Source organism: Variovorax soli NBRC 106424, assembly GCF_001591385.1.
Taxonomy (GTDB): domain Bacteria; phylum Pseudomonadota; class Gammaproteobacteria; order Burkholderiales; family Burkholderiaceae_C; genus Variovorax; species Variovorax soli.
In genome coordinates this window covers 49,610-74,846 of record NZ_BCUU01000013.1, presented here as the reverse complement: position 1 = coordinate 74,846, position 25,237 = coordinate 49,610, and the positions used below count along the sequence as shown (strand labels likewise).

At 67.8% G+C, this 25,237-nt stretch carries 27 protein-coding genes; 14 read left to right on the top strand and 13 right to left on the bottom strand.

The window, feature by feature from the left end; all coding sequences use genetic code 11:
* Positions 1-84: 84 nt before the first annotated feature.
* A complete protein-coding gene (uraH, locus tag VSO01S_RS06580) occupies positions 85-435 on the bottom strand; it encodes a hydroxyisourate hydrolase (RefSeq protein ID WP_068640998.1) in 351 nt (116 codons plus the stop codon).
* Positions 436-527: 92 nt separating this feature from the next.
* Here uraH and VSO01S_RS06575 point away from each other — a divergent pair, with 92 nt between their 5' ends.
* From VSO01S_RS06575 to VSO01S_RS06560, 4 genes are read left to right on the top strand one after another with little or no spacing between them, the layout of a single operon-like run.
* Positions 528-1,193: a GntR family transcriptional regulator gene (locus tag VSO01S_RS06575; RefSeq protein WP_068640997.1), complete on the top strand. Its 666-nt coding sequence runs from the start codon at positions 528-530 to the stop codon at positions 1,191-1,193.
* 41 nt (positions 1,194-1,234) lie between these two features.
* On the top strand, positions 1,235-2,176 hold the full coding sequence (gene puuE, locus VSO01S_RS06570) for an allantoinase PuuE (RefSeq protein ID WP_068640996.1): 942 nt from the start codon (positions 1,235-1,237) through the stop codon (positions 2,174-2,176).
* A 17-nt stretch (positions 2,177-2,193) separates the two neighbouring features.
* Positions 2,194-3,972 (top strand): 2-oxo-4-hydroxy-4-carboxy-5-ureidoimidazoline decarboxylase, encoded by a 1,779-nt coding sequence (uraD, locus tag VSO01S_RS06565; protein WP_068640995.1) that lies wholly within the window; start codon positions 2,194-2,196, stop codon positions 3,970-3,972.
* Positions 3,973-3,976: 4 nt separating this feature from the next.
* Entirely contained in the window at positions 3,977-5,203 is a 1,227-nt protein-coding gene (locus tag VSO01S_RS06560; RefSeq protein WP_068640994.1) for a M20 family metallopeptidase, read from the top strand.
* 161 nt (positions 5,204-5,364) lie between these two features.
* On the opposite strand, the gene VSO01S_RS06555 is transcribed toward VSO01S_RS06560, so the two are convergent.
* Both VSO01S_RS06555 and VSO01S_RS06550 read right to left on the bottom strand, forming a co-directional pair.
* Positions 5,365-6,366: an aldo/keto reductase gene (locus tag VSO01S_RS06555; protein ID WP_068640993.1), complete on the bottom strand. Its 1,002-nt coding sequence runs from the start codon at positions 6,364-6,366 to the stop codon at positions 5,365-5,367.
* Positions 6,367-6,446: 80 nt separating this feature from the next.
* Complete coding sequence (locus VSO01S_RS06550) at positions 6,447-6,755, bottom strand: acylphosphatase (protein WP_068641006.1); 309 nt, start codon at positions 6,753-6,755, stop codon at positions 6,447-6,449.
* Between the two features lie 150 nt (positions 6,756-6,905).
* Here VSO01S_RS06550 and VSO01S_RS06545 point away from each other — a divergent pair, with 150 nt between their 5' ends.
* Entirely contained in the window at positions 6,906-7,199 is a 294-nt protein-coding gene (locus tag VSO01S_RS06545; protein WP_068640992.1) for a hypothetical protein, read from the top strand.
* Positions 7,200-7,221: 22 nt separating this feature from the next.
* On the opposite strand, the gene VSO01S_RS06540 is transcribed toward VSO01S_RS06545, so the two are convergent.
* The 5 genes from VSO01S_RS06540 to VSO01S_RS06520 form a co-directional block, all read right to left on the bottom strand.
* Positions 7,222-8,544, bottom strand: a complete 1,323-nt coding sequence (locus VSO01S_RS06540; RefSeq protein ID WP_068640991.1) for a heavy metal sensor histidine kinase — start codon at positions 8,542-8,544, stop codon at positions 7,222-7,224.
* A complete protein-coding gene (locus VSO01S_RS06535; protein ID WP_068640990.1) occupies positions 8,541-9,224 on the bottom strand; it encodes a heavy metal response regulator transcription factor in 684 nt (227 codons plus the stop codon). The genes VSO01S_RS06540 and VSO01S_RS06535 overlap by 4 nt, the downstream gene beginning before the upstream one ends.
* Before the next feature lie 40 nt (positions 9,225-9,264).
* A complete protein-coding gene (locus VSO01S_RS06530) occupies positions 9,265-9,759 on the bottom strand; it encodes a cupredoxin domain-containing protein (RefSeq protein WP_068640989.1) in 495 nt (164 codons plus the stop codon).
* A 62-nt stretch (positions 9,760-9,821) separates the two neighbouring features.
* A complete protein-coding gene (locus tag VSO01S_RS06525) occupies positions 9,822-10,787 on the bottom strand; it encodes a copper resistance protein B (RefSeq protein WP_084241715.1) in 966 nt (321 codons plus the stop codon).
* 18 nt (positions 10,788-10,805) lie between these two features.
* Entirely contained in the window at positions 10,806-12,659 is a 1,854-nt protein-coding gene (locus VSO01S_RS06520) for a copper resistance system multicopper oxidase (protein ID WP_068640987.1), read from the bottom strand.
* Between the two features lie 268 nt (positions 12,660-12,927).
* On the opposite strand from VSO01S_RS06520, the gene VSO01S_RS06515 reads away from it, so the two are divergent.
* From VSO01S_RS06515 to VSO01S_RS06495, 5 genes are all read left to right on the top strand, one after another.
* Positions 12,928-14,424 carry an NCS1 family nucleobase:cation symporter-1 gene (locus VSO01S_RS06515; protein ID WP_068640986.1) on the top strand — a complete coding sequence of 499 codons (1,497 nt, stop codon included), beginning with the start codon at positions 12,928-12,930 and terminating at the stop codon, positions 14,422-14,424.
* Between the two features lie 24 nt (positions 14,425-14,448).
* Positions 14,449-15,216: an aspartate/glutamate racemase family protein gene (locus VSO01S_RS06510; RefSeq protein ID WP_068640985.1), complete on the top strand. Its 768-nt coding sequence runs from the start codon at positions 14,449-14,451 to the stop codon at positions 15,214-15,216.
* A gap of 79 nt (positions 15,217-15,295) precedes the next feature.
* Positions 15,296-16,018 (top strand): GntR family transcriptional regulator, encoded by a 723-nt coding sequence (locus tag VSO01S_RS06505; RefSeq protein WP_068640984.1) that lies wholly within the window; start codon positions 15,296-15,298, stop codon positions 16,016-16,018.
* Between the two features lie 169 nt (positions 16,019-16,187).
* Entirely contained in the window at positions 16,188-17,696 is a 1,509-nt protein-coding gene (locus tag VSO01S_RS06500; protein WP_068640983.1) for a nucleobase:cation symporter-2 family protein, read from the top strand.
* Positions 17,697-17,698: 2 nt separating this feature from the next.
* Positions 17,699-18,754 (top strand): BMP family protein, encoded by a 1,056-nt coding sequence (locus tag VSO01S_RS06495; protein ID WP_245684126.1) that lies wholly within the window; start codon positions 17,699-17,701, stop codon positions 18,752-18,754.
* Between the two features lie 23 nt (positions 18,755-18,777).
* Here VSO01S_RS06495 and VSO01S_RS06490 read toward each other — a convergent pair whose 3' ends face one another.
* The 5 genes from VSO01S_RS06490 to VSO01S_RS06470 form a co-directional block, all read right to left on the bottom strand.
* Entirely contained in the window at positions 18,778-18,981 is a 204-nt protein-coding gene (locus VSO01S_RS06490; protein ID WP_068640982.1) for a hypothetical protein, read from the bottom strand.
* A gap of 87 nt (positions 18,982-19,068) precedes the next feature.
* A complete protein-coding gene (locus tag VSO01S_RS27960; protein WP_084241714.1) occupies positions 19,069-19,908 on the bottom strand; it encodes a DNA-3-methyladenine glycosylase I in 840 nt (279 codons plus the stop codon).
* Positions 19,901-20,308: a nuclear transport factor 2 family protein gene (locus tag VSO01S_RS06480; RefSeq protein ID WP_068640981.1), complete on the bottom strand. Its 408-nt coding sequence runs from the start codon at positions 20,306-20,308 to the stop codon at positions 19,901-19,903. Before VSO01S_RS06480 ends, VSO01S_RS27960 begins: the two co-directional genes overlap by 8 nt.
* Before the next feature lie 26 nt (positions 20,309-20,334).
* Positions 20,335-20,685: a DUF1161 domain-containing protein gene (locus VSO01S_RS06475; RefSeq protein WP_068641004.1), complete on the bottom strand. Its 351-nt coding sequence runs from the start codon at positions 20,683-20,685 to the stop codon at positions 20,335-20,337.
* Between the two features lie 56 nt (positions 20,686-20,741).
* Positions 20,742-21,608, bottom strand: coding sequence for an aldo/keto reductase (locus VSO01S_RS06470; protein ID WP_068641003.1), 867 nt, complete (start codon positions 21,606-21,608; stop codon positions 20,742-20,744).
* 143 nt (positions 21,609-21,751) lie between these two features.
* Here VSO01S_RS06470 and VSO01S_RS06465 point away from each other — a divergent pair, with 143 nt between their 5' ends.
* The 4 genes from VSO01S_RS06465 to VSO01S_RS06450 all read left to right on the top strand — a co-directional run bounded on the left by VSO01S_RS06465 (position 21,752) and on the right by VSO01S_RS06450 (position 25,227).
* Positions 21,752-22,210: a GAF domain-containing protein gene (locus VSO01S_RS06465; protein WP_068640980.1), complete on the top strand. Its 459-nt coding sequence runs from the start codon at positions 21,752-21,754 to the stop codon at positions 22,208-22,210.
* Between the two features lie 53 nt (positions 22,211-22,263).
* Positions 22,264-23,334: an AI-2E family transporter gene (locus VSO01S_RS06460; RefSeq protein ID WP_068640979.1), complete on the top strand. Its 1,071-nt coding sequence runs from the start codon at positions 22,264-22,266 to the stop codon at positions 23,332-23,334.
* Between the two features lie 89 nt (positions 23,335-23,423).
* The gene (locus VSO01S_RS06455; RefSeq protein ID WP_068640978.1) at positions 23,424-24,278 is read left to right on the top strand and encodes a 3',5'-nucleoside bisphosphate phosphatase; all 855 of its coding nucleotides are present in this window, start codon (positions 23,424-23,426) and stop codon (positions 24,276-24,278) included.
* Between the two features lie 19 nt (positions 24,279-24,297).
* Positions 24,298-25,227 (top strand): DMT family transporter, encoded by a 930-nt coding sequence (locus tag VSO01S_RS06450; protein WP_068640977.1) that lies wholly within the window; start codon positions 24,298-24,300, stop codon positions 25,225-25,227.
* The last annotated feature ends 10 nt before the right edge of the window (positions 25,228-25,237 follow it).

Genomic DNA, 25,237 nt, shown 5'->3' with positions numbered 1-25,237 from the left:
TGCGCCCCGCCGGCATGGCGTGCCGATTCGAATGGCGCGCGTGCCCTCACCCCAACCCTCTCCCAGAGGGAGAGGGAGCATGAATCAGGAGCCGCGATAGGTGGAGTAGCTCCACGGGCTGACCAGCAGCGGCACGTGGTAGTGCTGGTCGGCATGCGCCACGCCAAAGTCCAGCGCCACCTTGTTCAGGAAGTTGGGCTCGGGCAGCTTCACGCCCTTGGCCTTGAAGTAGCCCGCCACGTCGAACACCAGGCGGTAGGTGCCCGTCTTGAGACTGTTGTTGTCGTACAGCGGGCCGTCGCTGCGGCCGTCGCTGTTGAGGTTGAAGCGCTTGACCAGCGTGGCTTCGTCGCCATGGGTGGTGTAGAGGGCCACTTCCATGCCCGCGGCGGGGCCGCCGTGCATCGTGTCCAGAACGTGCGTGCTCAATCCCATGATGTGCTCCTTTGATGTGGCGAATAACGCGTCGGGAAAATACGGTGGACAAAAGTGTATACAGTTCTGGGCTTTAGGGCTATCATGAATTCATGGACTCGACCACCACACGTGCCATCGTCGATGCGCTGACCAAGGCGATCGTCGAGCATCGCCTCCAGCCCGGCAGCAAGCTCGCCGAGCAGAAACTGGCAGACCACTTCGGCGTGTCGCGCACGCTGGTGCGCCAGGCGCTGTTCCAGCTGTCGCAGAACCGGCTCATCCGCATGGAGCCCGCGCGCGGCGCCTTCGTGGCGGCGCCGGCGGTGGACGAGGCGCGCCAGGTCTTCGCGGTGCGCCGCATGCTCGAGGCCGAGATGGCGCGCGAGTTCGTGCGCACCGTCACGCCGGCCAAGATCAAGGCGCTGAAGGAACACGTGGCGCTGGAAAAAGCCTCGGTGAACGGCGAAGACGTTTCCGGCCGCACCGAGCTGCTGGGCGACTTCCACGTGCGCATGGCCGAGCTCATGGGCAACCAGGTACTGGCCCAGCTGCTGGGCGAACTCATCTCGCGCTGCGCCCTCATCACCCTCATGTACCAGAGCGCCAGCGCCGCTGCGCACTCCAACGACGAGCATGCCGACATCGTCAAGGCGCTGGCCGCCAAGGACGAGGCGCTGGCCGTCAAGCTCATGACCCAGCACCTGCTGAACGTCGAGGCCAACCTCACTTTCGACCGCAAGGTCCCGACGAGCGACATCTCGCTCGCGCTGTCCTGACGCCCCTGCCGGCGTCGCCCCTCATTACCTGTCACACCATCATGGCCAACGTCTACGACTCCACCCTCCCCTACCCGCGCGACCTGGTCGGCTACGGCCGCAACCCGCCGCATGCGCAATGGCCGGGCAATGCCCGCATCGCGGTGCAGTTCGTGCTGAATTACGAAGAAGGCGGCGAGAACGCCACGCTGCATGGCGACGCCGGCTCCGAGCAGTTCCTCTCGGAAATGTTCAACCCCGCGAGCTACCCCGACCGCCACATCAGCATGGAAGGCATCTACGAGTACGGCTCGCGCGCCGGCGTGTGGCGCATCCTGCGCGAGTTCGAGAAGCGCGGGCTGCCGCTGACGGTGTTCGGCGTGGGCATGGCGCTGGAGCGCTACCCCGAGCTGGCCACCGCCTTCAAGGAACTGGGCCACGAGATCGCCTGCCACGGCCACCGCTGGATCCACTACCAGAACATGGACGAGGCCACCGAGCGCGAGCACATGCGCCTGGGCATGGAAGCCATTGAAAAGCTCACCGGCGAGCGCGCCGTGGGCTGGTACACCGGCCGCGACAGCCCGCGCACCCGCCGCCTGGTGGCCGACTACGGCGGCTTCGAATACGACAGCGACTACTACGGCGACGACCTGCCCTTCTGGATGAAGGTGCAGAAGACCGACGGCACCGTGGTGCCGCAGCTCATCGTGCCCTACACGCTGGACTGCAACGACATGCGCTTCGCGCTGCCGCAGGGCTACTCGCACGCCGACCCGTTCTTCCAGTACATGAAGGACAGCTTCGACGCGCTCTACGCCGAAGGCGACGAGGCCCCCAAGATGATGTCCATCGGCATGCACTGCCGCCTGCTGGGCCGCCCGGGCCGCATCACCGCGCTGCAGCGCTTCCTGGACCACATCGCCCAGCACGACCGCGTGTGGGTGTGCCGCCGCGTGGACATCGCGCGCCACTGGAAGAAGACCCACCCGTTCAAGGCCTGAGCCCGAAGGAGACCCGCATGGCGCTCATCACCATCGACCAACTCAACACCCTCGCGCCCGAAGACGCTGCCAACCTGCTGGACGGCGTGTACGAGCATTCGCCCTGGATCGCGCGCCGCGCCATGGCCTCGCGCCCCTTCCGCTCGCTGGCGCACCTCAAGCAGGTGCTGGCCCATGTGGTCTCCACTGCCAGCCAGCCCGAGCAGCTGGGCCTGATCACGGCCCACCCGGAGCTGGCCGGCAAGGCCATGGTGAGCAAGACCCTCACCGCGGAGTCCACGCACGAGCAAGGCAAAGCGGGCCTGACCGACTGCACGCCCGAAGAATTCGCCAAGATCCAGAAGCTGAATGCCGACTACAACGCGCGCTTCGGCTTTCCCTTCATCCTGGCGGTGCGCGGCCCGCGCGGCACCGGCCTTTCCAAGCGCGAGATCATCGAGACCTTCGAGCGCCGCGTGCACAACCATGCCGACTTCGAGCGCGCCGAGGCGCTGCGCAACATCCACCGCATTGCCGAGATCCGCCTGAACGACAAGTTCGGCGTGGAACCCGTGCTGGGCAACGACGTGTGGGACTGGCAGGAACAGCTGGCCGCGCACACCGACCCGGGCTACGCCGAGAAGGGCCAGCTCACCGTCACCTACCTCACCGACGCGCACCGCGCCTGCGCCGCGCAGATCGCCGGCTGGATGAAGGAGGTCGGCTTCGACAGCGTGCACATCGACGCGGTGGGCAACGTGGTGGGCCGCTATGAAGGTGCCACGCCCGACGCCAAGACGCTGCTCACCGGCAGCCACTACGACACGGTGCGCAACGGCGGCAAGTACGACGGCCGCCTGGGCATCTTCGTGCCCATGGCCTGCGTGCGCGAGCTCAAGCGCCAGAACAGGCGCCTGCCCAACGCCATCGAGGTGGTGGGCTTCGCGGAAGAGGAAGGCCATCGCTACAAGGCCACCTTCCTGGGCTCGGGCGCGCTCATCGGCCACTTCGACAACAACTGGCTCGAGCAAAAGGACGCCGACGGCATCACCATGCGCGAGGCCATGCAGCACGCCGGCCTCAAGCTCGAAGACATCCCGAAGATCCAGCGCGACCCGGCCAGGTACCTGGGCTTTGTCGAAGTGCACATCGAGCAGGGCCCGGTGCTGAACGAACTCGACCTGCCGCTGGGCATCGTCACCTCCATCAACGGCAGCGTGCGCTATGTGGGCGAGATCATCGGCATGGCCAGCCACGCTGGCACCACGCCCATGGACCGCCGCCGCGACGCCGCCTGCGCCGTGGCCGAGCTGATCCTGTTCGCCGAGAAGCGCGCCGCGCAGGACGCCGACTCGGTCGCCACCGTGGGCATGCTCGAAGTGCCCAACGGCTCCATCAACGTGGTGCCGGGCCGCGCCAAGTTCAGCCTGGACATCCGCGCACCCAACAACGCGCAGCGCGACGCCGTGGCCAAGGACGTGCTGGCCGAGCTGGCCGCCATCTGCGAGCGCCGCGGCGTGCGCCACACGCTGGAAGAAACCATGCGTGCCGCCGCCGCGCCCAGCGCCCCCGACTGGCAGCAGCGCTGGGAGAAAGCCGTCGACTCACTGGGCGTCGAGCTTTTCCGCATGCCCAGCGGTGCCGGCCACGACGCCATGAAGCTGCACGAGGTGATGCCGCAGGCCATGCTCTTCGTGCGCGGCATCAACTCCGGCATCAGCCACAACCCGCTCGAATCGAGCACCAACGACGACATGCAGCTGGCGGTGGAGGCCTTCCAGCGGCTGCTCGACAACCTTGCCACCGAAAAGAACTGACGCCATGACCGACTACGCCAAACTCGACGCCTGGATCGACGCCCACTTCGACGAGGAAGTGAAGTTCCTGCAGGAGCTGGTGCGCGTGCCCACCGACACGCCGCCGGGCAACAACGCGCCGCATGCCGAGCGCACTGCCGAGCTGCTGGAGGGCTTTGGCCTCGCGGCCGAGAAGCACGCCGTGCCCGCGCAGGAAGTGAAGGACTACGGCCTCGAATCCATCACCAACCTGATCGTGCGCCGACAGTACGGCGACGGTGGCCGCACCGTCGCCTTGAACGCCCACGGCGACGTGGTGCCGCCGGGCGAAGGCTGGGCGCACGACCCCTATGGCGCCGAGATCGAAGACGGCCAGCTCTTCGGCCGCGCCGCCGCCGTGAGCAAGAGCGACTTCGCCACCTTCACCTTCGCGTTGCGCGCCCTCGAAGCCGTGGCCAAGCCCAGCAAGGGCGCGCTGGAGCTGCACTTCACCTACGACGAGGAATTCGGCGGCATCCTGGGCCCGGGCTGGCTGCTGAAGAACAAGCTGACGAAGCCCGACCTGATGATCGCGGCCGGCTTCAGCTACGAAGTGGTCACGGCGCACAACGGCTGCCTGCAGATGGAAGTGACGGTGCACGGCAAGATGGCCCACGCGGCCGTGCCCGACACCGGCATCGACGCGCTGCAGGGCGCGGTGCACATCCTCAATGCCCTGTACGCGCAGAACATCGAGTACAAGAAGATCACCTCCAAGGTCGAGGGCATCAACCACCCCTACCTGAACGTGGGCCGCATCGAAGGCGGCACCAACACCAACGTCATCCCCGGCAAGGTATCGTTCAAGCTCGACCGCCGGATGATCCCCGAAGAGAACCCGGTCGAGGTGGAAGCCACCATCCGCCGCGTGATCAACGAGGCCGCGGGCGAGAAGGCCGGCATCTCGGTGGAAATCAAGCGCCTGCTGCTGGCCAACTCCATGCAGCCGCTGGCCGGCAACAAGCCGCTGGTGGACGCCATCCAGAAACATGGCGAAACCGTCTTCGGCGAGCCGATCAAGGCCATGGGCACGCCGCTGTACACCGACGTGCGCCTGTATGTGGGAAACGGCATTCCCGGCGTGATCTACGGCGCCGGCCCGCGCACAGTGCTGGAGTCGCACGCCAAGCGCAACGACGAGCGCGTGGCGCTCGAAGACCTGCGCCGCGCCACCAAGGTGGTGGCCCGCACGCTGGCCGACCTGCTCGCCTGAGTGGGTTCGCACTCACCCCGGCCTGTTTCCCGGGCCGGGGCGTGTCATCGAACTGAAAGATTTCCCCCGCGGACGGGGACAAGTTTGTGGATATCTTGGTGGGCGTTTTCGCCGAGCCTTGTCCTGCAAGGCCCGGCGCTGGATTGCCTGCCTAAGAGGCACTACCTCGGCGCGTCGCCCTTGCGGTAGTCGGCCGTCAGGTCGTCCAGCCGCTTTTTCAGCGCCGGATCGAGCTTGTAGTCGGCGGCGGCCAGGGTGGCGTCGAGCTGCTCGGGCTTGCTGGCGCCCAACAGCGGCGCCGTGATGCGCGCATCGGCCATCACCCACGCCACCGACAGCGTGGCCAGCGGCACGCCCGCTTCGTCTGCCACCGCCTGCAGCTGCGCCACGGTGTTGAAGCTGCGCTCGTTCCAGTAGCGGTCCTGGTACATGCCGCCCGCGGTGCCGAGGGTGAAGCGGGTGTTCTCCTCGGGCTTGGCGCCCGTCCTGTACTTGCCGCTGAGCAGGCCGCCGGCCAGCGGGTTGTAGGGAATCACGCCCAGGCCTTCTTCATCCGCCAGCGGCAGCAGCTCGCGCTCGATCTCGCGGAACAGCAGGCTGTAGCGCGGCTGCACGCACACGTAGCGACTCAGTCCCTTGAGGTCGGCGCGGCCCAGCGCGCGGGCCAGGCGGTAGGCCAGGAAGTTGGACACGCCGATGTAGCGCGCGCGGCCCGACTTCACGATGACGTCCAGCGCCTCCAGGCTTTCGTCCAGCGGCGTGTCGCGGTCGTCGCTGTGCAGCTGGTACAGGTCGACATAGTCGGTCTGCAGGCGCTTGAGCGATGCGTCGATGGCGTCCAGCAGGTGCTTGCGCGAGGCGCCCTGGTCCCACGCATGCGGGCCCATCTTGCCCACGGCCTTGGTGGCCAGCACGAAGTTGCCGCGGCCCTTGGCCTTGAGCCAGCGGCCGATGATCTCTTCGGTGCGGCCGGCGGTCTCCAGCGTGCCGCCCAGCGGGTACACGTCGGCGGTGTCGAGGAAGTTGATGCCGGCCCCGGTGGCCTTGTCGAGGATCTGCTGCGACACGGCCTCGTCGGTCTGCAGCCCGAAGGTCATGGTGCCGAGCGCCAGGCGCGACACGGTCAGGCCGGTGCGGCCCAGGCGGGTGGTGGGAATGCTCATGGGCTTTTCGCTCCTTTGCAAAGGAGCGGGGATCATAGAAAGCTTTGCGCGGCGCTGCAGGCTTGCGGCCTGCTGCCTCTTCAAGCGGTGGGGCGGCGCTCGAAACTGCCGAGGTTCCGGCACGGACGGGCCAAGGGCTGCACCTGCAGCGCGTCGACCCGCGCACCGGGCACGCCGTTGCGCAGCCACTCGCACATGAGATCCAGCGTGGCCGGCGGCCCCTGGATCACCGCCTCGACCGAGCCATCCAGGCGATTGCGAACCCAGCCCGTGATCCGCAGGGCATGCGCCCGCTGCACGCACGCTTCCCTGAACCCGACGCCCTGCACCACGCCACGCGCCACGACGCGGCGGCATTCGGTATCTGAAGCTTCTTGCGGTGCAGTCACGCGCCGATTCTGGCCCTTTCCGCCGCCCATGGATATGCACCGCTGGGCAGCCGCGGACATGACGCAAATGTCATGGGTGCCGAAGGCTTTTGTCGGTTTCGGTTTCTAAAGTGAAGTCTCGTTCAACAACCAGCACGAAAGGGACTGACCATGAAAAAAGCGCTCGCAGCACTGGCGCTCGCACTGCCACTGGGCCTTGCCTATGCGCAAAGCCATACCGCCGAGGCCTATCCCGAGACGAACTCCAAGCCCCAGGCCGCCGCAGAGGCGAAGAAGGCGGCCAGGCCGAGCGGCGTCGCTCCCATCAGGGACGGCAGCACCGCAGAAGGCCAGGGCTCGGGTGTGGACACGGTGACCAGCGCGGAGCGCGTGGCCACGAACCGACAAGCGCAGCGTGAGGCCCGCCCTCACCGGGAAACGACGCAAGGCGGCACGCCGAAATAACAGGCACGGTGCCGCCGAACGCCTACGCCCCGGCCGGCGGCACCGCCAGCGAGAAGCCCACCTCCGTCACGCCGTCCCGCGAGTTCGCATGCGTCTGCCCGCCATGCATCCGCGCGATGGCGGCGACGATCGCCAGGCCCAGGCCGTGGTGATGCGATGAATCGGTGCGCGAACGCTCCGCACGGAAAAAGCGCTCGAACAGGTGCGGCAGCACAGCGGGCGCGATGGGTTCGCCGCGGTTGACCACCTTCACCCAGGCAGCGTCGGCCTTCTGCTCGATCAGGATCGATATCGCCGAGCCGGGAACGGCATAGCGGCAGGCGTTGCCCAGCAGGTTGGAGATGGCCCGGCGCACGAGGCCCGCATCGATGGGCAAGCGGGCATCGCCCGACACCTGCACCGGCAGTCCGGCGGATTCCAGCATCGCCTCGTGGAACTCCACGACCGTCCAGGCCTGCTCCGCCAGGCTCACCGGCGCCGAGCGGCGCGCCACGGCGCCGCGGTCGGCCCGCGTGAGGAACAGCATGTCGGCCACGATGTCCGACATGCGGCGTGCCTCTTCCAGCGCCGAGAGCAATGCCTCTTCCAGCTCTTCCGGCGCACGCGGGCGGGCCAGTTCCACTTCCACCGTGCCGATCAGGTTGGTGAGGGGCGTCTGCAGCTCATGGGCCACGTCCGCGTTGAAGGATTCGAGCTGTGCATAGGCCTGCTCGGCGCGGTCGAGCACCGCGTTGAACTGCACGATCCACGGCGCGATCTCGGACGAGTAGGGCGCAGGATCGATCCGGCGCCCCGGATGGGCCGGGCCGGTGGAGGCCGTCTGCAAGGTCAGGGCCTTGAGCGGCTGCAAGCCCCTGCGCACCAGCAAGGCGCCCGTCCAGGCAATGGTGAGCGAGCCCAGCACCACGGCGCCCACCAGCGTCCAGGCCAGCCGCACCAGCAGGCGCTCGTCTTCCTCGATGTTGATGGACAGGTGCACCTGCATCGCCGCCTGCCCCGGATTCACGGGCTGCTCGAACGACATGTCGGACCATCTGGCCGGCCCGTTGCCGGGCGTGGATGCATAGAGCACCTCGCCGCCCTGGCGAAGCACCAGCTTGAGGTCGAGGTGCGTGGCAAAGAAATCGTCGAACTTGTGCTGCAGGTCGCCGCCGCGCGGCTGGCCGCGCGACTCCAGGACCAGGTGACGGATCAGCTCGGCCTGCCGCTCGAGCTGGCTGGTCTGCTTGAGCTGGAAGTTCCATGCGGTGACCGCGTAGACGCCGATGCACACCGCGCTCAGCCCCACCAGAGCCTGGGCGGCGAACCAGCGTGAGAGCGTGGCCTTGATGGACGGCGCACTCACCCCGAACCGCCCTGCCTGCTCTCCAGCACGTAGCCCATGCCGCGCACCGTGTGCAGCAGCTTCTCGTCGAAGGGGTCGTCGATCTTGCTGCGCAGGCGCCGGATCGCGACCTCGACGATGTTCGTGTCGCTGTTGAAGTTCATGTCCCACACCTGCTCGGCCAGCAGCGTGCGCGACAGCACATTGCCCTGGCGGCGCATCAGCAGCGCCAGCAGCGCGAACTCCTTGGCAGTGAGGTCCAGCCGCCGGCCGCCGCGCACGGCGCGGCGCGCCGTCATGTCGAGCGAGAGGTCCTTCAGGACGTAGTGGGTCACCTCATGCAGCTTGCCGCGCCGCAGCAGCGCCTGGATGCGCGCCACCAGTTCGGAGAACGCGAAGGGCTTGGCGAGGTAGTCGTCCGCACCGCCCTGCAGGCCGCGCACCCGGTCGGCCACGTCGTCGCGCGCGGTGAGCATCAGCACGGGCATGGACTTGGACTTGCGCAGCGAATCCAGCACGGCGAAGCCGTCGATGCCGGGCAGCATCACGTCGAGCACGACCAGGTCGTAGTCGCCGGCCAGTGCGAAATCGCGGCCCTCGACGCCGGTGCGCGCCAGGTCGACGACGAAGCCGCTTTCCGACAGGCCCTTGACCAGGTATTCGCCCAGCTTCTGCTCATCTTCGACAACCAGGATCCGCATGGCGCGCAATGCTACCTCTCACGCCCGTGCATGCCGCGCCTCAGGGCTGGACCGACAGCTGCCCGACCATGCCGGCTTCCTTGTGGCCCGGAATCAGGCAGGCGAAGGCAAAGGTGCCGGGCTTGTCGAAGGTCCAGACGATGGCGCCGCGCTTGCCCGGGGCCAGGTTGACCTGGTTGGGCTCGGTGTGCTTCATGTCGGGCATCTTGCGCATCATCTCGGCGTGCTCGTCGAGTTCCTTCATCGAGCCGATCACCATCTCGTGCGGCAGCTTGCCCTTGTTGACCACCAGGAAGCGGATCGTCTCTCCCGCCTTGACCTCCACCTGCGCCGGCGTGAAGCGCATGGAGTCGTCCATCTGCACATCGACGGTGCGGCTGACCTTGGCCGGGTCGCCCGGCCGGCCCGCCGTTGTCGCGTGGCCAGCGCCGTGGCCGGCATGGTCACCGTGGCCTTCGTGGCCGGGCGCGGCCCATGCCATCAGGGGGGCCGCCAGGGCAGCGGCCAGGGTCCATTGGAGGGTGCGGGTCTTCATGTTTCGTGTCCTGTGTTGTGTGCGCAAGCAGTTGGCGAAAAAACGCCAGTTGAGGAAGTGGGTCAGAACCAAAGCCGCAGGCCGGCGACGAAGCGCGTTTCGTCGCGGCCTTCGCCTTCGGCTTGCCGCAGCCGGGCCGTCTCGCCGTAGGTGCCGGCCCATTCGACGCCGACATAGGGCGCGAACTGGCGCGAGAACTCGTAGCGCAGGCGCAGGCCGGCCGTGAGGCTGGACAGCCCCTTGCCGATGCCGTTCTCCGGATCGTTCTTGCCGTAGAAGTTGGCTTCGATGCGCGGCTGCAGCACCCAGCGCTGGGTCAGCAGCAACTCGTACTCGGCGGCCAGGCGCAGGGCGGTGCGGCCGCCCTCGCCGACATAGAAGGCAGCGTCGGTCTCGAACCAGTAGGGCGCCAGGCCCTGGATGCCGAAGGCGGCCCATGCGCGCCCGGGGCCGTGCCCGGTGTCGTAGCGCAGGCCGAGCTGCGCGTCCCAGAAGGTGGCCACCGCGTGGCTCCACAGCGCCTCGGTGCGCGACTCTTCGATGCGGCCGCCGGCGATCTCGCCTTCGGCCTTGAGCACCAGGCGGTCGTAGTCGCGGCCGAAGCGCGCCATGAGTTCGTAGGCCCCGGTGGTCCGGTCGTCGGTGCGCACGGCCTCCAGCCGGTCGGCCAGGAACATGCCCCAGTTGTGCTCGTCGCCCATGTGCAGCGAGCGCGTGGCACCGAGCGCATAGGGGCCGCTGCTGAGCGTGTTGCCGCTCGAATAGGCATGCGGGTCGCGCGCATCCGCAGGGGCCGAGCCGCCTTGCATCTGCATGTCGCCATGGTCCATGGCGGGCGCGTCGGCCGATGGCGAGGCGCCCTGGTGGGCGGCGTGGTCCGCGGCACCGGCGGCCGGCGCCGGGGCCGCGGACGCCGGAGCCTGCATGCCCTGGTGCGCCGAATGGTCCATGCCTTGCGCCTGCACCGTGGCCGAGAAAGCGGCCGCCGCCAGGGCCACGGCGCCGAAGGTCCAAGTCTTCTTGTTCATGTTCGAGTTCATTCCCCGTCAGGCCACCACGACTTCGCGGAACATGCCGGAATCCATGTGGAGCATCAGGTGGCAATGCCACGCCCAGCGCCCCAGCGCGTCGGCGGTGACGAGGAAGCTGATGCGCTGCGCCGGCTGCACGGGCAGCGTGTGGCGGCGCGCGAGGAAGCTGCCGTCGGGCGCCTCCAGTTCGCTCCACATGCCATGCAGGTGCATGGGGTGGGTCATCATGGTGTCGTTGTGCAGGATGACGCGCACCCGCTCGCCATAGCGCAGGGTCACCGGCGTGGACTTGCCGAATTCCAGGCCGTCGAGCGACCAGGTGTAGCGCTCCATGTTGCCGGTGAGGTGCAGCTCGATCTCGCGCTCGGCGCCGCGCACATCCATCGGGCCACCCACGGTGTGCTGGTCTGCCAGCGTGAGCACGCGCCGGCCGTTGTTGCGCAGGCCGATGCCGGGGTCGTCCAGGTTGGTGCGGGCCATGTCCACGCGCATGTCGGTGCTGGGGCCGTACTCGGTTCGCGCATGCCGAGCCACCGTGCTCGGGCGCGCCAGCGAGGCCGATGCACCTGCGGGCATGGCGTGACCGGCATGCGCCGAGTTCATGCCGTCGGCGTTCGCCATCGCGCCATGGTGGTTCATGGCGCCGTGGTTCATGGCGCCGTGGTTCATCGCACCATGGTCCATGCCGCCACCAGCCGTGCCGCCGCCCATGGCGCCCATCATGTCGGCCATGGTGAGCCACTCGCGGCGGTCCAGCGCCGGCACGTCGGAGGTCAGGCCCGGACGCACGGCCAGGGTGCCGCGGGCATAGCCGGTGCGCTCCATCGACTGGGCGAACACCGTGTAGGCGTCGTCCTTCGGCTCGACGATGGCGTCGTAGGTTTCGCCGGGCCCGAAGCGGAACTCGTCCACCGTGACCGGCTCCTGGTCCACGCCGTCGGCCTGGACCATGCGCAGTTTGAGCCCCGGAATCCGCACGTCGTAGAAGGTGTTGGCCGAGCCGTTGATGAAGCGCAGGCGCACCTTCTCGCCGGGCCGGAACAGGCCGGTCCAGTTGCCGGCGGGCGTGGTGCCGTTCATGAGGTAGGTCAGCGTCGCGGACGACAGGTCGCCCAGGTCGGTCGGGCTCATGCGCATCTGGTTCCACATGCGCCGCTTGTCGAGCGCGGCCTTCATGCCCTCGGCCTGCACGTCGCGGAAGAAGTCCACCGCGGTGGGCTGGTTGAAGTTGTAGTAGTCGCTCTGGGCCTTGAGCTTGGCGAAGACGCGCATGGGGTCTTCATCGCTCCAGTCGGACAGCAGCACGACGTGTTCGCGCTGCACGCGCGTGCCATTGCCTTCGCGCGGCTCGATGACGATGGCGCCGTACATGCCCATCTGCTCCTGCATGCCGGAGTGCGAGTGGTACCAGTAGGTGCCGGCCTGCTCCACCTTGAAGCGGTAGGTGAAGGTGGTGCCCGGCGGAATGCCCGCGAAGCTGATGCCCGGCACGCCGTCCATCTGGAAGGGCAGGATGATTCCGTGCCAGTGGATGGAGGTGTCCTCGCGCAGCTTGTTGGTCACGCGGATGGTGACTTCGTCGCCCTCGCGCCAGCGCAGCGTGGGCGCGGGAATGGAACCGTTGACGGCCACGGCCATGCGCGCGTTGCCGGTGAAGTTCACCGGCAGTTCGGAGACTTCGAGATTGAATTCCGTACCGCTCAGCTCGGGGACGGACGGGCCGGCTTCGCCCGGGCGCGCCGCATGCGCCGGCAGCGCGAACGGCGACAGCCCGAGCATCACGCCGCCGGCGGCCAGGCCCTGGACGAATCGCCGCCGCTCGAACAGCTGGCGGGTCGCCTGGGGCGCGAAGGGAACCTTCTTGTGCATGGGTTTGGTTGCTCTCGATGGATTTGCCTGGCCGGATCGTATGGCGCCATGCCAACAGGCACGCGACCGAAACCTTACATCTCTGTCATCTTGGCTTCGCCGTCGACGGCGCGACATCCCGCCGAGCGCCGGGGCAAGGGAAAACACGGAGGCTGTCCTTACACAATCTTTCTTGATTGCACCCACTTTTTGTATACAAATATGGGGTGCAATCAGTGAACGGCCTTTGAACCCACATCCACCCACGCCAGCCATAGGAGACAAACCCATGAGCACCGCTGTCACCCAAGCCACCGCCCCCCTGCCCGGCACCTCCCATGCCGCGGCAGGGCATGCGGAGGAATCCAACGCCCTGATCAAGCCGGGCTACGACCCGCGCCTGACCAACGAAGACCTCGCCCCGCTGAAGAAGCAGGGCTGGAGCCAATACAACATCTTTGCCTTCTGGATGTCCGATGTGCACAGCGTGGGCGGCTACATCACGGCCGGCAGCCTGTTCTCGCTGGGCCTGTCGAGCTGGCAGGTGCTGGTGTCGCTCGTGGTGGGCATCTGCATCGTGCAGTTCTTCTGCAACCTGGTGGCCAAGCCCAGCCAGGTGACGGGCACGCCCTACCCGGTGATCTGCCGGGCATCGTTCGGCGTGCTGGGCGCCAACGTGCCGGCCGTCATCCGCGGGCTGATCGCGGTGGCCTGGTACGGCATCCAGACCTACCTGGCCTCCAGCGCCTTCATGCTGCTGGCGCTGCACTTCTTTCCCAACCTGGCGCCCTACGCGGACGTGAAGCTGCACGGCTTTGCCGGCCTGTCCACGCTGGGCTGGATCGCCTTCATGCTCATGTGGGTGCTGCAGGCCTTCGTGTTCTGGCACGGCATGGAAGCCATCCGCCGCTTCATCGACTGGGCCGGCCCGGCCGTGTACGTGGTGATGGCCGTGCTGTGCGGCTGGCTGGTGTGGAAGGCCGGCTGGAACAACATCGACATGAACCTGGGCGGCGTCAAGTTCGAAGGCGTGGCCGCCGTGCCGGTGATGCTCAGCGCCATTGCGCTGGTGGTGAGCTACTTCAGCGGCCCGATGCTCAACTTCGGCGACTTCTCGCGCTACGGCAAGAGCTTCGACGCGGTGAAGAAGGGCAACTTCTGGGGCCTGCCGGTCAACTTCCTGTTCTTCTCGCTGCTGTCGGTGATCACCACCGCCGCCACGCTGCCGGTGTTCGGCGAGCTCATCACCGACCCGGTGCACACCGTGGCGAAGATCGACAGCACCACGGCCGTCGTGCTGGGCGCACTCACCTTCATGATCGCCACCGTGGGCATCAACATCGTGGCCAACTTCGTGTCGCCGGCCTTCGACTTCTCCAACTGCGCGCCCAGCAAGATCAGCTGGCGCACCGGCGGCATGATCGCCGCGGTGGGCTCGATCTTCATCACACCGTGGAACCTCTACAACAACCCCGAGGTCATCCACTACACGCTGGACATCCTGGGCTCCTTCATCGGCCCGCTGTTCGGCATCCTCATTGCCGACTTCTACCTGGTGCGCAAGCAGCATGTGGACGTGGACGCGCTCTACACCATGAGCCCCCAGGGCGCCTACTGGTACACCAACGGCGTGAACCGCAAGGCGGTGTGGGCGCTGATCCCCGCGGCCGTGGTGCCCACGCTGTGCGTGCTGGTTCCCACGCTGCAGGGCGCAGCCAACTACGCCTGGTTCATCGGCATGGCGCTGGGCTTCGTCATCTATCTGGCGTTGTCGCGGCGCGCCTGATTTCCCTTTTTCCTTCCTACCGACATGCGCATCAAAGTCATCAACCCCAACACCACGCAGAGCATGACCGACAAGATCGGCGAATGCGCCCGCGCGGCGGCCCGGCCGGGCACCCAGATCATCGCGGTGAGCCCGGCCATGGGGCCCGTCTCCATCGAAAGCCACTACGACGAGGCGCTGGCCGTGCCGGGCCTGCTGCAGGAAGTGGCCACGGGCGAACTCGAGGCGGTGGATGGCTACATCGTGGCCTGCTTCGGCGACCCGGGCCTGCTGGCCGCGCGCGAACTGGCACGCGGCCCGGTGATCGGCATCGCGCAGGCCGCCATGCACATGGCCAGCCTGGTGGGCACGCGCTTTTCCGTGGTCACCACCCTGGCGCGCACCATGGGCCAGGCCTGGCACCTGGCCGAGGCCTACGGCATGAAGCGCTTCTGCGCCAACGTGCGGGCCTGCGAGATCGCGGTGCTCGACCTGGAAAAGCCCGGCAGCAACGCGCGCGAGCGCATCGTCGACGAGTGCCGCCGCGCGCTGGCCGAAGACGGCAGCGACACCATCGTCTTGGGCTGCGCCGGCATGGCCGACCTGTGCCAGTACATCAGCGGTCAGCTGGGCGTGCCGGTGATCGACGGTGTGGCGGCCGCCACGCAGCTGGTCGAATCGATCGTGAGCCTGCGCCTGGCCACCAGCAAGCATGGCGAACTGGCCCACCCGCTGCCCAAGCCCATGACCGGGCTGCTGTCGGACTTCACCCTGCCGGCCGGCCACAAGCCGCTGCTGCAGCGGGCCGCCTGAGAAGCTGGCCGCGCCGGGGCTTGCCGCCATGAAGCCCCGGCACCTGCGCCGGCCTCCGCGTGCCCGGCACAATCGGCCCATGCCCGCCGCCCCCCAGAAACCTGCCGCCGACCCCGTGCCCGACAAGATCGCCACCGTCGAGGGCATTGCGCAGGACATCGCCACCGCCATCGTCGAGAAGCGCCTGCCGCCCGGCACCTGGCTGCGTGAAGAGGCGCTGGGCCGGGTCTATTCGGTCAGCCGCACCAAGATCCGCGCAGCCCTGCTCACCCTCTCGAAGGACAAGCTGATCGAGATCATTCCGGACAAGGGCGCCTTCGTCAGCCGCCCCAGCGTGCAGGAGGCGCGCGAAGTGTTCGGCGTGCGGCGCCTGCTGGAGAGCGAGGTGGTGCGCGCCTTCATCGCCAAGGCCAGGCCGGCGGACTACAAGGCGCTGGAGCAGCACATCCACTTCGAGCGCAGCGCGCTCAAGTCGGGCACCACCACCGGCACGGTGCGCGAACGGCTGCTGGGCGACTTCCACGTGGCGCTGGCCGAGGCGGCCGGCAACCACACGCTGACCGAGCTGGTGCGCGAGCTGGTGGCGCGCAGCTCGCTCATCGCCATGCTCTACCACTCGTCCAACGACCCGCACTGCTCGTCCGACGAGCATTCCGAGCTGCTGCGCATCTGCAAGAGCGGCAACGTGCAGGCGGCGGTCGACTGCATGGCCGAGCACCTGTCGCGCATCGAGGCCAACCTCGACCTGGACAACGAGACGCCCAACCGCCAGCTGGACCTGGTGAAGGCCCTGCTGGCCTGACGCTTTTCACTGCGGGAAGCCACCCGCGCGAGGTTTGTGCTGCACCCCACTGCAGCGGAATCGGGGTTTTCCGCCATACGGCGTGCATGCTAGTTTGTATACAGTTTCGCGTACAAACCATGCGGGATCCAGGTCCCGAGCCTTCTTCCCTGTCAGGAGAAAAGCCAAGATGTCGGCTGCTGCCACCTCCAATGAAACCTCCGCCTCCACAGGCGTCCACCCGGTCGACGAGCGCCTGCCCGCCGGCAAGCTCACGGCCCTGGGCCTGCAACACGTGCTGGTGATGTACGCCGGCGCCGTGGCCGTGCCCCTCATCGTGGGCCGTGCGCTCAAGCTCAGCCCGCACGAAGTGGCCCTGCTGATTTCGGCCGACCTGTTCTGCTGCGGCATCGCCACGCTCATCCAGGCGATGGGCGCCACGCAATGGTTCGGCATCCGCCTGCCGGTGATGATGGGCGTGACCTTCGCCTCGGTGGCCCCCATGGTGGCCATTGCCAATGCCAACGGCGGGCACGCCGGCGCGCAGCTGCTGTTCGGCTCCATCATCGGCGCGGGCATCATCTCGATCCTCATCGCGCCGCTGGTCAGCCGCATGCTGCGCTTCTTCCCGCCGGTGGTCACCGGCACCATCATCCTGGTGATCGGCGTGAGCCTGATGCGCGTGGGCATCAACTGGATCTTCGGCAACCCGGTCGGCCCGACGGCCCCGGCGCTGGTGGACCCGGTCTACGCCAAGTGGCTGGCCGACGTCACCTCGCCCGGCTCGGCGCTGCCGCCGGTGCCCAAGGGCCTGTCGATCGTCCCGACCATGCCCAACCCCAAGTACGCCGACCTCACCGGCCTGGGCATCTCGGCCCTGGTGCTGGTGTCCATCCTGCTGATCGTGAAGTACGCCAAGGGCTTCATCGCCAACATCTCGGTGCTGCTGGGCATCGTCATCGGCGGCGTGGTGTCGGCCGCCACGGGCTTCATGACCTTCGAGAAGGTGGCGCGTGCCGACTGGTTCGACGTGGTGCTGCCCTTCCACTTCGGCATGCCCCAGTTCGACCCGATCCTGATCCTGACCATGACGCTGATCATGATCGTGGTGATGATTGAGTCCACCGGCATGTTCCTGGCGCTGGGCGAAATGACCGACCGGAACATCACGCAGAAGGACCTGGCCAAGGGCCTGCGCACCGACGGCCTGGGCACGCTCATCGGCGGCATCTTCAACACCTTTCCCTACACCAGCTTCTCGCAGAACGTGGGCCTGGTGGCCGTCACCGGCATCAAGAGCCGCTACGTGTGCGTGGCCGGCGGCGTGATCCTGATCGTGCTGGGCCTGCTGCCCAAGATGGCGGCGCTGGTCGAGTCGCTGCCCACCGTGGTGCTGGGCGGCGCGGGCCTGGTCATGTTCGGCATGGTGGCTGCCACCGGCATCCGCATCCTGGCGGGCGTGGACTTCAAGACCAACCGCAACAACCCGATGATCGTGGCGGTGTCCATCGGCATCGGCATGATTCCGCTGATCGCCCCCAACTTCAAGCAGTGGATGCCGCATGCCATCCACTCGCTGGTGGAGTCGGGCATCCTGCTGGCTTCGGTGGCCGCCGTGCTGCTGAACCTGTTCCTCAACGGCGCCAAGCAGGACGAGGCGGCCATCATCGCCGCGGCCAAGCAGGCAGAGGCGCACTGAGCATGCGATTGCTGCCTGCCATGACGAAGTTTCCTGCCCCTGCCTCGCCCTCGCGCCGCCACCTGCTGGCCAGCGCCTGCGCCCTGCCCCTGCTGGCGGCCTGCGGCGCCACCGCGCGCAGTTCAACCGGCTCGCCGCCGCTGAAGGTCGCGGCCCTGTTCGCCGGCAACGTGAAGGACCAGGGCTTCATGGAAGCCGGCTGGCGCGGCCTGCAGCGCGCCGGCACGGAGCTGGGCGTGCAGACCCGCTACATCGACGGCATCGCCCCGCAGAAGGCCCTGCTGGCCCAGGCGCTGGAAGACCTGGCCAAGGACAAGCCCGACCTGATCGTGGCCCACGGCGGACAGAACAACGAAGCCTGCGCCGAAGTGGCCGAGCGCCATCCCGGCACGCTCTTCGTGGTCACGCAGGGCGCAGTGCGCGGCGCCAACCTGGCCAGCTACGACGTGCTGCAGGAAGAATCGGCCTACCTGGCCGGCGTGCTGGCCGCTTCGACCACGCGCACCGGCGTGGTCGGCCACATGTCGGGCATCCGCGTGGTGCCGGGGCTCAAGGGCCGGGCGGCCTACGCCGCCGGCGTGCGCGCCACCGATGCGAAGGTGCGCCTGCTCACCAACTTCTCGGGCAACCAGGACGACAACGCGCTCTCGCGCAAGGTGGCACTGGCGCAAAGCCAGGCCGGCGCGGACGTGATCTTCACCATGCTCAACGCGGGCCGCGACGGCGTCACGCAGGTCTGCCGCGAACAGGGCCGGCGCCAGATCGGCAACGTGGGCGACTGGGTCGCGCGCGACCCGCAGGTCTTCGTGGGTTCGGCCATTGCCGACGTCAGCGTCGGCGTGTTCCAGGCGGTGCGCGACCTGCAGGACGGCCGCTTTCCCACGGGAGAAATCCGCAAGATCGGACTGGCGCAGCGCGACGCGGTGCGCCTCACGATGGCGCAGGACGTTTCGGCCGCAGTGCGCGAACGCATCGAGCGGGTCGCGGCCGAGATTGCGGGCGGGCGCCTGCACGTTCCCACCACCTACGACGGGCCCGAATTCGCCACGCCCGCCTGAGCGCCTGGGCGTGGCTTCGGCGGCTATTCGGCCGCAGCGGTGTGGCGCCGGATCTCGCTGCGCAGCGCCGCCTGGCCGGCGGCCAGCGCGACTTCATAGCTGTCGGCCGGGTCGGGCGCCATGCGCAGCACCCGCGGATGGCCGCCCTGCTCGTCGGTGAGCAGCAGGCGCCAGACATAAGAGCCCGGGGCGGGCTCTTCGACGAGGAGTTCGATGGGCTGTGTCATGGACCAACGATGGACGTTGGCGCGCCTGCTGTCTGTAGGAGAACTACTACCTTGCCCGAGACGAGTGACAGGAAGCAACCGCCTCGCCTACTCGTCCAGGAAACCGCCCCGGTAGAAACTCCACGCCGTGCCGTCGTGCAGGTAGAAGTAGCCGTCGGCACAGAAGTCCTTGCCCGGGAAGTATTCGCGGTAGGCCTTGGGCACCAGCCGCTCGAGTTGCTCGTCGCTCAGTTCCTCGAACTGCTCGGGGGTGATGGGCTGGCCGACGCGCAGGCGTCTTGGAGAGTCGAAATCCATTGTCGTCATCGCGCCGGGCGGCGCGCTTCCATGGAGTGATTCATTGTGCAGGCGCGCCCGGCGGCCATGCCTGAAGCAGCCGGCCGTGTGGTCGTCCACAATGCCCACCGCCTGCATCCAGGCATACACGATGGTCGGTCCGACGAACTTGAAGCCGCGGCGCTTGAGTTCCTTCGAGATGGTTTCCGACAGCGCCGTGCTCGCCGGCACTGCGCCGCCGTTGCCGCGCAGCACCCGGCCGTCGGTGAAGGACCAGCAGAACGCGCTGAAGTCCTCGCCCCGGTCGGCCATCTCGTTGAAGATCTTCGCGCCCTGGATGGTGGCCTCGATCTTGGCGCGCGAACGGATGATGCCGGGGTCGTCCAGCAGGCGCAACACGTCCTTCTCGGTCATGCCGGCCACGCGGCGCGGATCGAACTGGTGAAAGGCCTGGCGGAACGCCTCGCGCTTGCGCAGCACCGTGATCCACGACAGGCCCGCCTGGAAGCCTTCGAGCATCAGGCATTCCCACAAGGCGCGCGGGTCGCGCTCGGGCACGCCCCACTCGTCGTCGTGATAGGCCTGCATGAGCGCATCGGTGCCGGCCCAGGCGCAGCGCTGCGGCACCTTCGTCTTTGCGTCTTCAGCCATTCGCAGACTTGGCCTGCAGCATGGCCGCCATCTTCTGGTGCAGCAGGTTGATGGCCTTGAGCGGCCGCACCATGACCTTGAAATCGGTGATCTGGCCCTGCTCGTTCCAGCGGATCATGTCGACGCCGTTCATGTGGATGCCGTCGAGCTCCAGCTCGAACTCGAGCACCGCATCGCGGCCCTGCCGCACTTCGCGCACGTAGCGAAAGCTCTCGTTGCCCAGCACCTGCAACGCGGCCGAGAGATAGGCCTTGGTGATGGCGCGCCCTGCCTGCGGCGTGTGGACGACGGGCGAGTGGAATATGGCGCCGGGCGCCAGCAGCGTATCGAGCGCCTGCACGTTGCGCTCCTTGAGCACGCGATGCCAGGTGTCGATGGGATCAAGGGGGGTCGAGCTCATAGGTCGGTCGGGTTGAAAGAAAGAAATCAGGGTTTGCAGTCGCCGCCCATGCTCACCGAGCCGTCCTTGCATTCGGTGATGATGGGCGAGGACTTGGGTTTGGGCCGGGCCTGCTGCGGGGTTTGCTGCTGCGGCTGCCCGGATGCGCTGCGCTCGTAGACGATCTTCTTGGTGCCCAGCTCGCAGCTACCCACCACGCGGCCGCTGCTGGGCGCATCGGCGTCGAGGATGGCCAGGGAAAAGTCGTTGACGCCGGAGGCCCGCACCTTGGCATCGATCTGTGCGCGGATGTCTTCGCAGCTGGTGCCCTGGGCATGGCCGGCCGCGGCGCTGCAGGCAAGAAGCGCCGCGGCGGCAAGGCGGTGAATGGTCTTCATGGACAGCAATGTACGACTTGCACCGCCCGCGCCCGCCAGACCGGCGAACATGCCGGTCAGATCATGGCCAGCGGGCGCTTGCGCCCGGGCGGCGGGTGCAGGCGGTCGATCTCTTCCAGCACCTGCGGACTCAGCACCAGTTGCGCCGCCTCCAGGTTCTGCTTCAGGTGCGCCTGGCGCACCGCCTTGGGAATGGCCACCGTGCCCTGGCGCGACAGCACCCAGGCCAGCGCCAATTGCGCGGCGCTCACGCCCAGGCCGGCGGCGATCTTGGCCAGGCCCGCATCGTGCATCACCGCGCCCTGGTCCACCGGACTGTAGGCCATGAGCGGCATCGCCCGCGCCTGCTGCCAGGGCAGCAGGCTGAACTCGGGGCCGCGTTCGCTCACCGAGAAATAGACCTGGTTCACCGCGCAATCCAGCTGCGCCTCGCCGCCGCAGGCCGCCACCAGCTCTTCCATGTCGTCCACGTCGAGGTTGCTCACGCCCCACCGGCGTATGCGGCCGGCCGCGACCAGGGCCCGCATGCCGTCGACCGTTTCCTTGAGCGGATGCTCGCCGCGCCAATGCAGCAGGTAGAGGTCCAGATAGTCCAGGCCCAGGCGCTCCAGGCTGCAGGCGCAGGCAGCCGGCAGGCCCTGGCGTCCGGCGTTGTGGGGGTAGGCCTTGCTGACGATGAACAGGTCCTCGCGCTCCACGCTGCCCGAGCGCACCGCCTGCGCGACGGCCTCGCCCACCAGCTGTTCCGCGCCGCCTTCGGCATACATCTCGGCCGTGTCGATCAGGCGGTAGCCCATGTCGATGCCGGCGCGCAGGGCCGCGAGTTCGGCCGCATGCTCGCCCCTGTCCTCGCCCATGTGCCACGTCCCCATGCCCAGTACGGGAATGCGGCCCGCGCCGCCTCGCAGTTCAAGCGTGTCCATGGGCGGCATCGTAGACCAGCGCCGGCCGCCGCGCTCGCCCGCATCGCGGCGCGCCCTCTATGGACAAGGCGCGACGCGCCTGCCATAGTCAAACGAGCAGCGTCAGCTCTTCATCTTTCACGAACCCATCGGGAGCGAAGACCATGCGCACACTCGAAGCCCTGCGCTCTGCCCTCTCGGAAGGCGGCCCGGACGCCCTGCTCGAATACCTGAACAACGGTGTGGCGCACCGCTACACCGCCGTGTACCGCTTCGACGGCGACCTGCTGCGCAACGTGCTGCTTCGCGACAAGCTCGACCAGATCCGCCCCGACTTCCTGCTGGCAGTGCCGTTCAAGCACAGCTTCTGCCAGTTCGTTTTGCGCGACCAGGTGTTCAGGACGGAGGATTCGCGCCAGGACCGGCGGCTTGACGGCAATCCGTACCAGGGCGTCGTCATTTCGTACCACAGCGTGCCGCTGATGCTGCAGGACGAGGGAACGATGTGGGGAACCCTGAGCCATTTCGACATGCACAGCGTGCCCCTGCCCGACGAGGAATTCGCACTGCTGCAGGGCGCGGCGGACCTCCTGGGCCCCCACCTGCGGCAGCTCGACCGTTGAGCATGGTGCGTTGGCCAACCGTCGGCCGGCTGGGCTAAAGTCGGCCGACCATCATGCGAACTCCCCAACTCGAGCGCGGCGCCTTCCTGCTGCTGCTGACAGCGATTACCGTGGCCTTCTGCTGGGTGCTGCTGCCCTTTGCCGGCGCCGTGATGTGGAGCGTGGCGCTGGCCATTCTCTTCACGCCGGTCTACCGGCGGCTGGTGCACCGGATGAAGGGGCGGCGCAACCTCGCCGCACTCGTCACGCTCACGGTGGCGCTGGTGATCGTCATCCTGCCGCTGGTGGCGATCGTGATGTCGCTGGTGGGCGAAGCGGCCAACGTATCGCAGCGCATGCGTTCGGGCGACATGAGCTTCACGCGCTACCTGCAGCAGATGATCAATGCCATTCCGCGCTGGGCCATGGACCTGCTCGACCGGATCGGCCTGGGCGACCTGGAGGCCATGCTCGACAAGGTGGCGCAGGGCGCCGCTGCGGCCAGCCAGCAGATCGCGACGCGCGCGCTGGCCGTCGGGCAGAACACCTTCGAGTTCCTCGTCAGCTTCGGGCTGATGCTGTACATGCTGTTCTTCCTGCTGCGCGACGGCAGGCAGTTGTCGGCCACCATCCGCGACGCGCTGCCGCTGGCCCGGCCGCACGCCAACTTTCTGCTGGACAAGTTCATCACGGTGGTGCGCGCCACGGTCAAGGGCAACATCGTGGTGGCAGTGGTGCAGGGCCTGATCGGCGGCCTGGCGTTCTGGGGCCTGGGTGTGCAGGGGGCACTCGTGTGGGGCGTGGTCATGACCATCCTGTCGCTGCTGCCGGCGGTGGGTGCGGCGCTGATCTGGGGGCCGGTGGCGGTCTACTTCCTGGCCACCGGAAGCGTCTGGCAGGGCGTGACGCTGACGCTGATCGGCGTGTTCGTCATCAGCCTGATCGACAACGTCCTGCGCCCCGTGCTGGTGGGCAAGGACACGCAGATGCCCGACTACATCGTGCTGATGTCGACCGTGGGCGGGCTGGCCTTGTTCGGCATCAACGGCTTCGTCATCGGGCCGGTGATTGCGGCGATGTTCATGGCGGCCTGGCATGTGTTTGCCGCGACCGAAGCGGGGCGCAGCGACACGCCGCCCGTCTGACGCTGCCGCCACGAAGCCCTGCCCACAGGGCTGCGAACAGGAATGGCCGGCCTCCGGCAGGCCAGGGCCGGAAGGAATAAGATCGCCCGGTGACCTCGATCCTCAATGCCGACCTGCACTGCCACTCCGTGGTGTCCGACGGCACGCTCACGCCAGAGGAACTGGCGGCACGCGCGGCCGCCAACGGCGTGGAGCTGTGGTCGCTCACCGATCACGACGAGGTTGGCGGGCAGCACCGCGCGGCAGCCGCCGCCAAGGCCAACGGCATCAAGTACCTCACCGGCACCGAGATCTCCGTCACCTTCGCCAACGAAACCGTCCACATCGTGGGCCTGGGCTTCGACCCCGACGATGCCGCCATGAAGCAGGGCCTGTACGACACCCGGGGCGGGCGCGGGCGCCGCGCACAGGAAATGTCCGAGGGCCTGGCCCGCGTGGGCATCCATGGCGCCTACGAAGGCGCCCTCAAGTTCGTCGGCAACCCCGAGCTCATCTCGCGCACCCACTTCGCGCGCTTCCTCGTCGAAGGCGGCTGGTGCAAGGACACCAACGAGGTATTCCGCAAGTACCTCACCGAAGGCAAGCCCGGCTACGTGCCGCACCGCTGGGCCAACCTGAAGGACGCCATCGGCTGGATCCACGACGCCGGCGGCCTCGCCGTCATTGCGCACCCGGGCCGCTACAAGTTCACCGCCAACGAAGAGTACGCGCTCTTCCTCGAATTCAAGGCCCACGGCGGCCAGGCCATCGAGGTGGTCACCGGCAGCCACAGCCCGCCCGAATACGTCGAATACGCCGAGAAAGCCATCGAGTTCGGCTTTGCCGCATCGCGCGGCAGCGACTTCCACAGCCCCGACGAAAGCCACTGCGACCTCGGTCAACTGCCCTGGCTGCCCGGCAACCTGAAACCGGTGTGGGAACTGCTGGAAAGCCGCGTCCGGTGAACGCCGGAGGCCCGGCTCGATGAGCGTAGTCCAGCCCGTACCCAAGGGCACGCGCGACCTCGAATCCGAACGCATCCTGGCCGGCATCGGCCTGGTGGTGCTGGCCACGGCCTGCTTCGCCACGCTGGACACGGCCACCAAGGTGTCGACCGCGGCAGTGCCGGTGATCATGGGCGTCTGGTTCCGCTACACCTTCCAGGCGGCCGCCATGGCGGCGGTGCTGCTGCCGCGCCACGGCCTCGCGGTGCTGCGCACCGCGCATCCCAGGTTCCACCTGCTGCGCGGCGCGCTGCTGATGGCCTCCAGCGTGCTGGCCTTCCTGAGCCTGCGCTACATGCCCATGGCCGAATTCACCGCCATCGTGCTGGTGGTGCCGCTGGTGGTCACGCTGCTGGCGGCCACCACCCTCAAGGAAACCGTCTCGCCCCTGCGCTGGGGCCTGACCGCCGGCGGCTTCGTGGGCACGCTGATCGTGCTGCGTCCCGGCGGCGATGCCTTCAGCTGGGCCTCGCTGCTGCCGCTGGGGCTGGTGGCCACCAACGCCTGGTTCCAGGTGCTGACCAGCAAGCTGGCGCAGACCGAGAATCCGCTGACCATGAACTTCTACAGCGGCTGGGTGGGCGCCATCATCTGCTCGCTGCTGCTGCCCTTTGCGTGGACCGCGCTGCCGTCGTGGCACTGGTGGGCGCTGCTGTGCCTCATGGGCTTCATGGGCACCGTGGGACATTTCATGCTGATCCTGGCCTTCCAGCGCGCCCCGGCCTCCACGCTCACGCCCTATCTCTATGCCCAGATCGGCTTTGCCATGCTGGGTGGCTGGCTGGTGTTCGCGCGCGTGCCCGACGTTGTCTCGCTGATGGGTATCGGCCTGATCGCGGTATGCGGCGCCGCCGGCGCTTGGCTCACGGTCAAGGAACGCCGCGTGCCCATCGAACCCGCCGAGTCCTGATTCCGTAGAC

Excerpts from the sequence above, each read along its gene's own strand:
- uraH (WP_068640998.1), bottom strand. The coding sequence starts at position 435 with ATGGGATTGAGCACGCACGTTCTGGACACGATGCACGGCGGCCCCGCC.
- VSO01S_RS06575 (WP_068640997.1), top strand. The coding sequence starts at position 528 with ATGGACTCGACCACCACACGTGCCATCGTCGATGCGCTGACCAAGGCG.
- puuE (WP_068640996.1), top strand. The coding sequence starts at position 1,235 with ATGGCCAACGTCTACGACTCCACCCTCCCCTACCCGCGCGACCTGGTC.
- uraD (WP_068640995.1), top strand. The coding sequence starts at position 2,194 with ATGGCGCTCATCACCATCGACCAACTCAACACCCTCGCGCCCGAAGAC.
- VSO01S_RS06560 (WP_068640994.1), top strand. The coding sequence starts at position 3,977 with ATGACCGACTACGCCAAACTCGACGCCTGGATCGACGCCCACTTCGAC.
- VSO01S_RS06555 (WP_068640993.1), bottom strand. The coding sequence starts at position 6,366 with ATGAGCATTCCCACCACCCGCCTGGGCCGCACCGGCCTGACCGTGTCG.
- VSO01S_RS06545 (WP_068640992.1), top strand. The coding sequence starts at position 6,906 with ATGAAAAAAGCGCTCGCAGCACTGGCGCTCGCACTGCCACTGGGCCTT.
- VSO01S_RS06535 (WP_068640990.1), bottom strand. The coding sequence starts at position 9,224 with ATGCGGATCCTGGTTGTCGAAGATGAGCAGAAGCTGGGCGAATACCTG.
- VSO01S_RS06530 (WP_068640989.1), bottom strand. The coding sequence starts at position 9,759 with ATGAAGACCCGCACCCTCCAATGGACCCTGGCCGCTGCCCTGGCGGCC.
- VSO01S_RS06525 (WP_084241715.1), bottom strand. The coding sequence starts at position 10,787 with ATGAACAAGAAGACTTGGACCTTCGGCGCCGTGGCCCTGGCGGCGGCC.
- VSO01S_RS06520 (WP_068640987.1), bottom strand. The coding sequence starts at position 12,659 with ATGCACAAGAAGGTTCCCTTCGCGCCCCAGGCGACCCGCCAGCTGTTC.
- VSO01S_RS06515 (WP_068640986.1), top strand. The coding sequence starts at position 12,928 with ATGAGCACCGCTGTCACCCAAGCCACCGCCCCCCTGCCCGGCACCTCC.
- VSO01S_RS06510 (WP_068640985.1), top strand. The coding sequence starts at position 14,449 with ATGCGCATCAAAGTCATCAACCCCAACACCACGCAGAGCATGACCGAC.
- VSO01S_RS06505 (WP_068640984.1), top strand. The coding sequence starts at position 15,296 with ATGCCCGCCGCCCCCCAGAAACCTGCCGCCGACCCCGTGCCCGACAAG.
- VSO01S_RS06500 (WP_068640983.1), top strand. The coding sequence starts at position 16,188 with ATGTCGGCTGCTGCCACCTCCAATGAAACCTCCGCCTCCACAGGCGTC.
- VSO01S_RS06495 (WP_245684126.1), top strand. The coding sequence starts at position 17,699 with ATGCGATTGCTGCCTGCCATGACGAAGTTTCCTGCCCCTGCCTCGCCC.
- VSO01S_RS06490 (WP_068640982.1), bottom strand. The coding sequence starts at position 18,981 with ATGACACAGCCCATCGAACTCCTCGTCGAAGAGCCCGCCCCGGGCTCT.
- VSO01S_RS27960 (WP_084241714.1), bottom strand. The coding sequence starts at position 19,908 with ATGGCTGAAGACGCAAAGACGAAGGTGCCGCAGCGCTGCGCCTGGGCC.
- VSO01S_RS06480 (WP_068640981.1), bottom strand. The coding sequence starts at position 20,308 with ATGAGCTCGACCCCCCTTGATCCCATCGACACCTGGCATCGCGTGCTC.
- VSO01S_RS06475 (WP_068641004.1), bottom strand. The coding sequence starts at position 20,685 with ATGAAGACCATTCACCGCCTTGCCGCCGCGGCGCTTCTTGCCTGCAGC.
- VSO01S_RS06470 (WP_068641003.1), bottom strand. The coding sequence starts at position 21,608 with ATGGACACGCTTGAACTGCGAGGCGGCGCGGGCCGCATTCCCGTACTG.
- VSO01S_RS06465 (WP_068640980.1), top strand. The coding sequence starts at position 21,752 with ATGCGCACACTCGAAGCCCTGCGCTCTGCCCTCTCGGAAGGCGGCCCG.
- VSO01S_RS06460 (WP_068640979.1), top strand. The coding sequence starts at position 22,264 with ATGCGAACTCCCCAACTCGAGCGCGGCGCCTTCCTGCTGCTGCTGACA.
- VSO01S_RS06450 (WP_068640977.1), top strand. The coding sequence starts at position 24,298 with ATGAGCGTAGTCCAGCCCGTACCCAAGGGCACGCGCGACCTCGAATCC.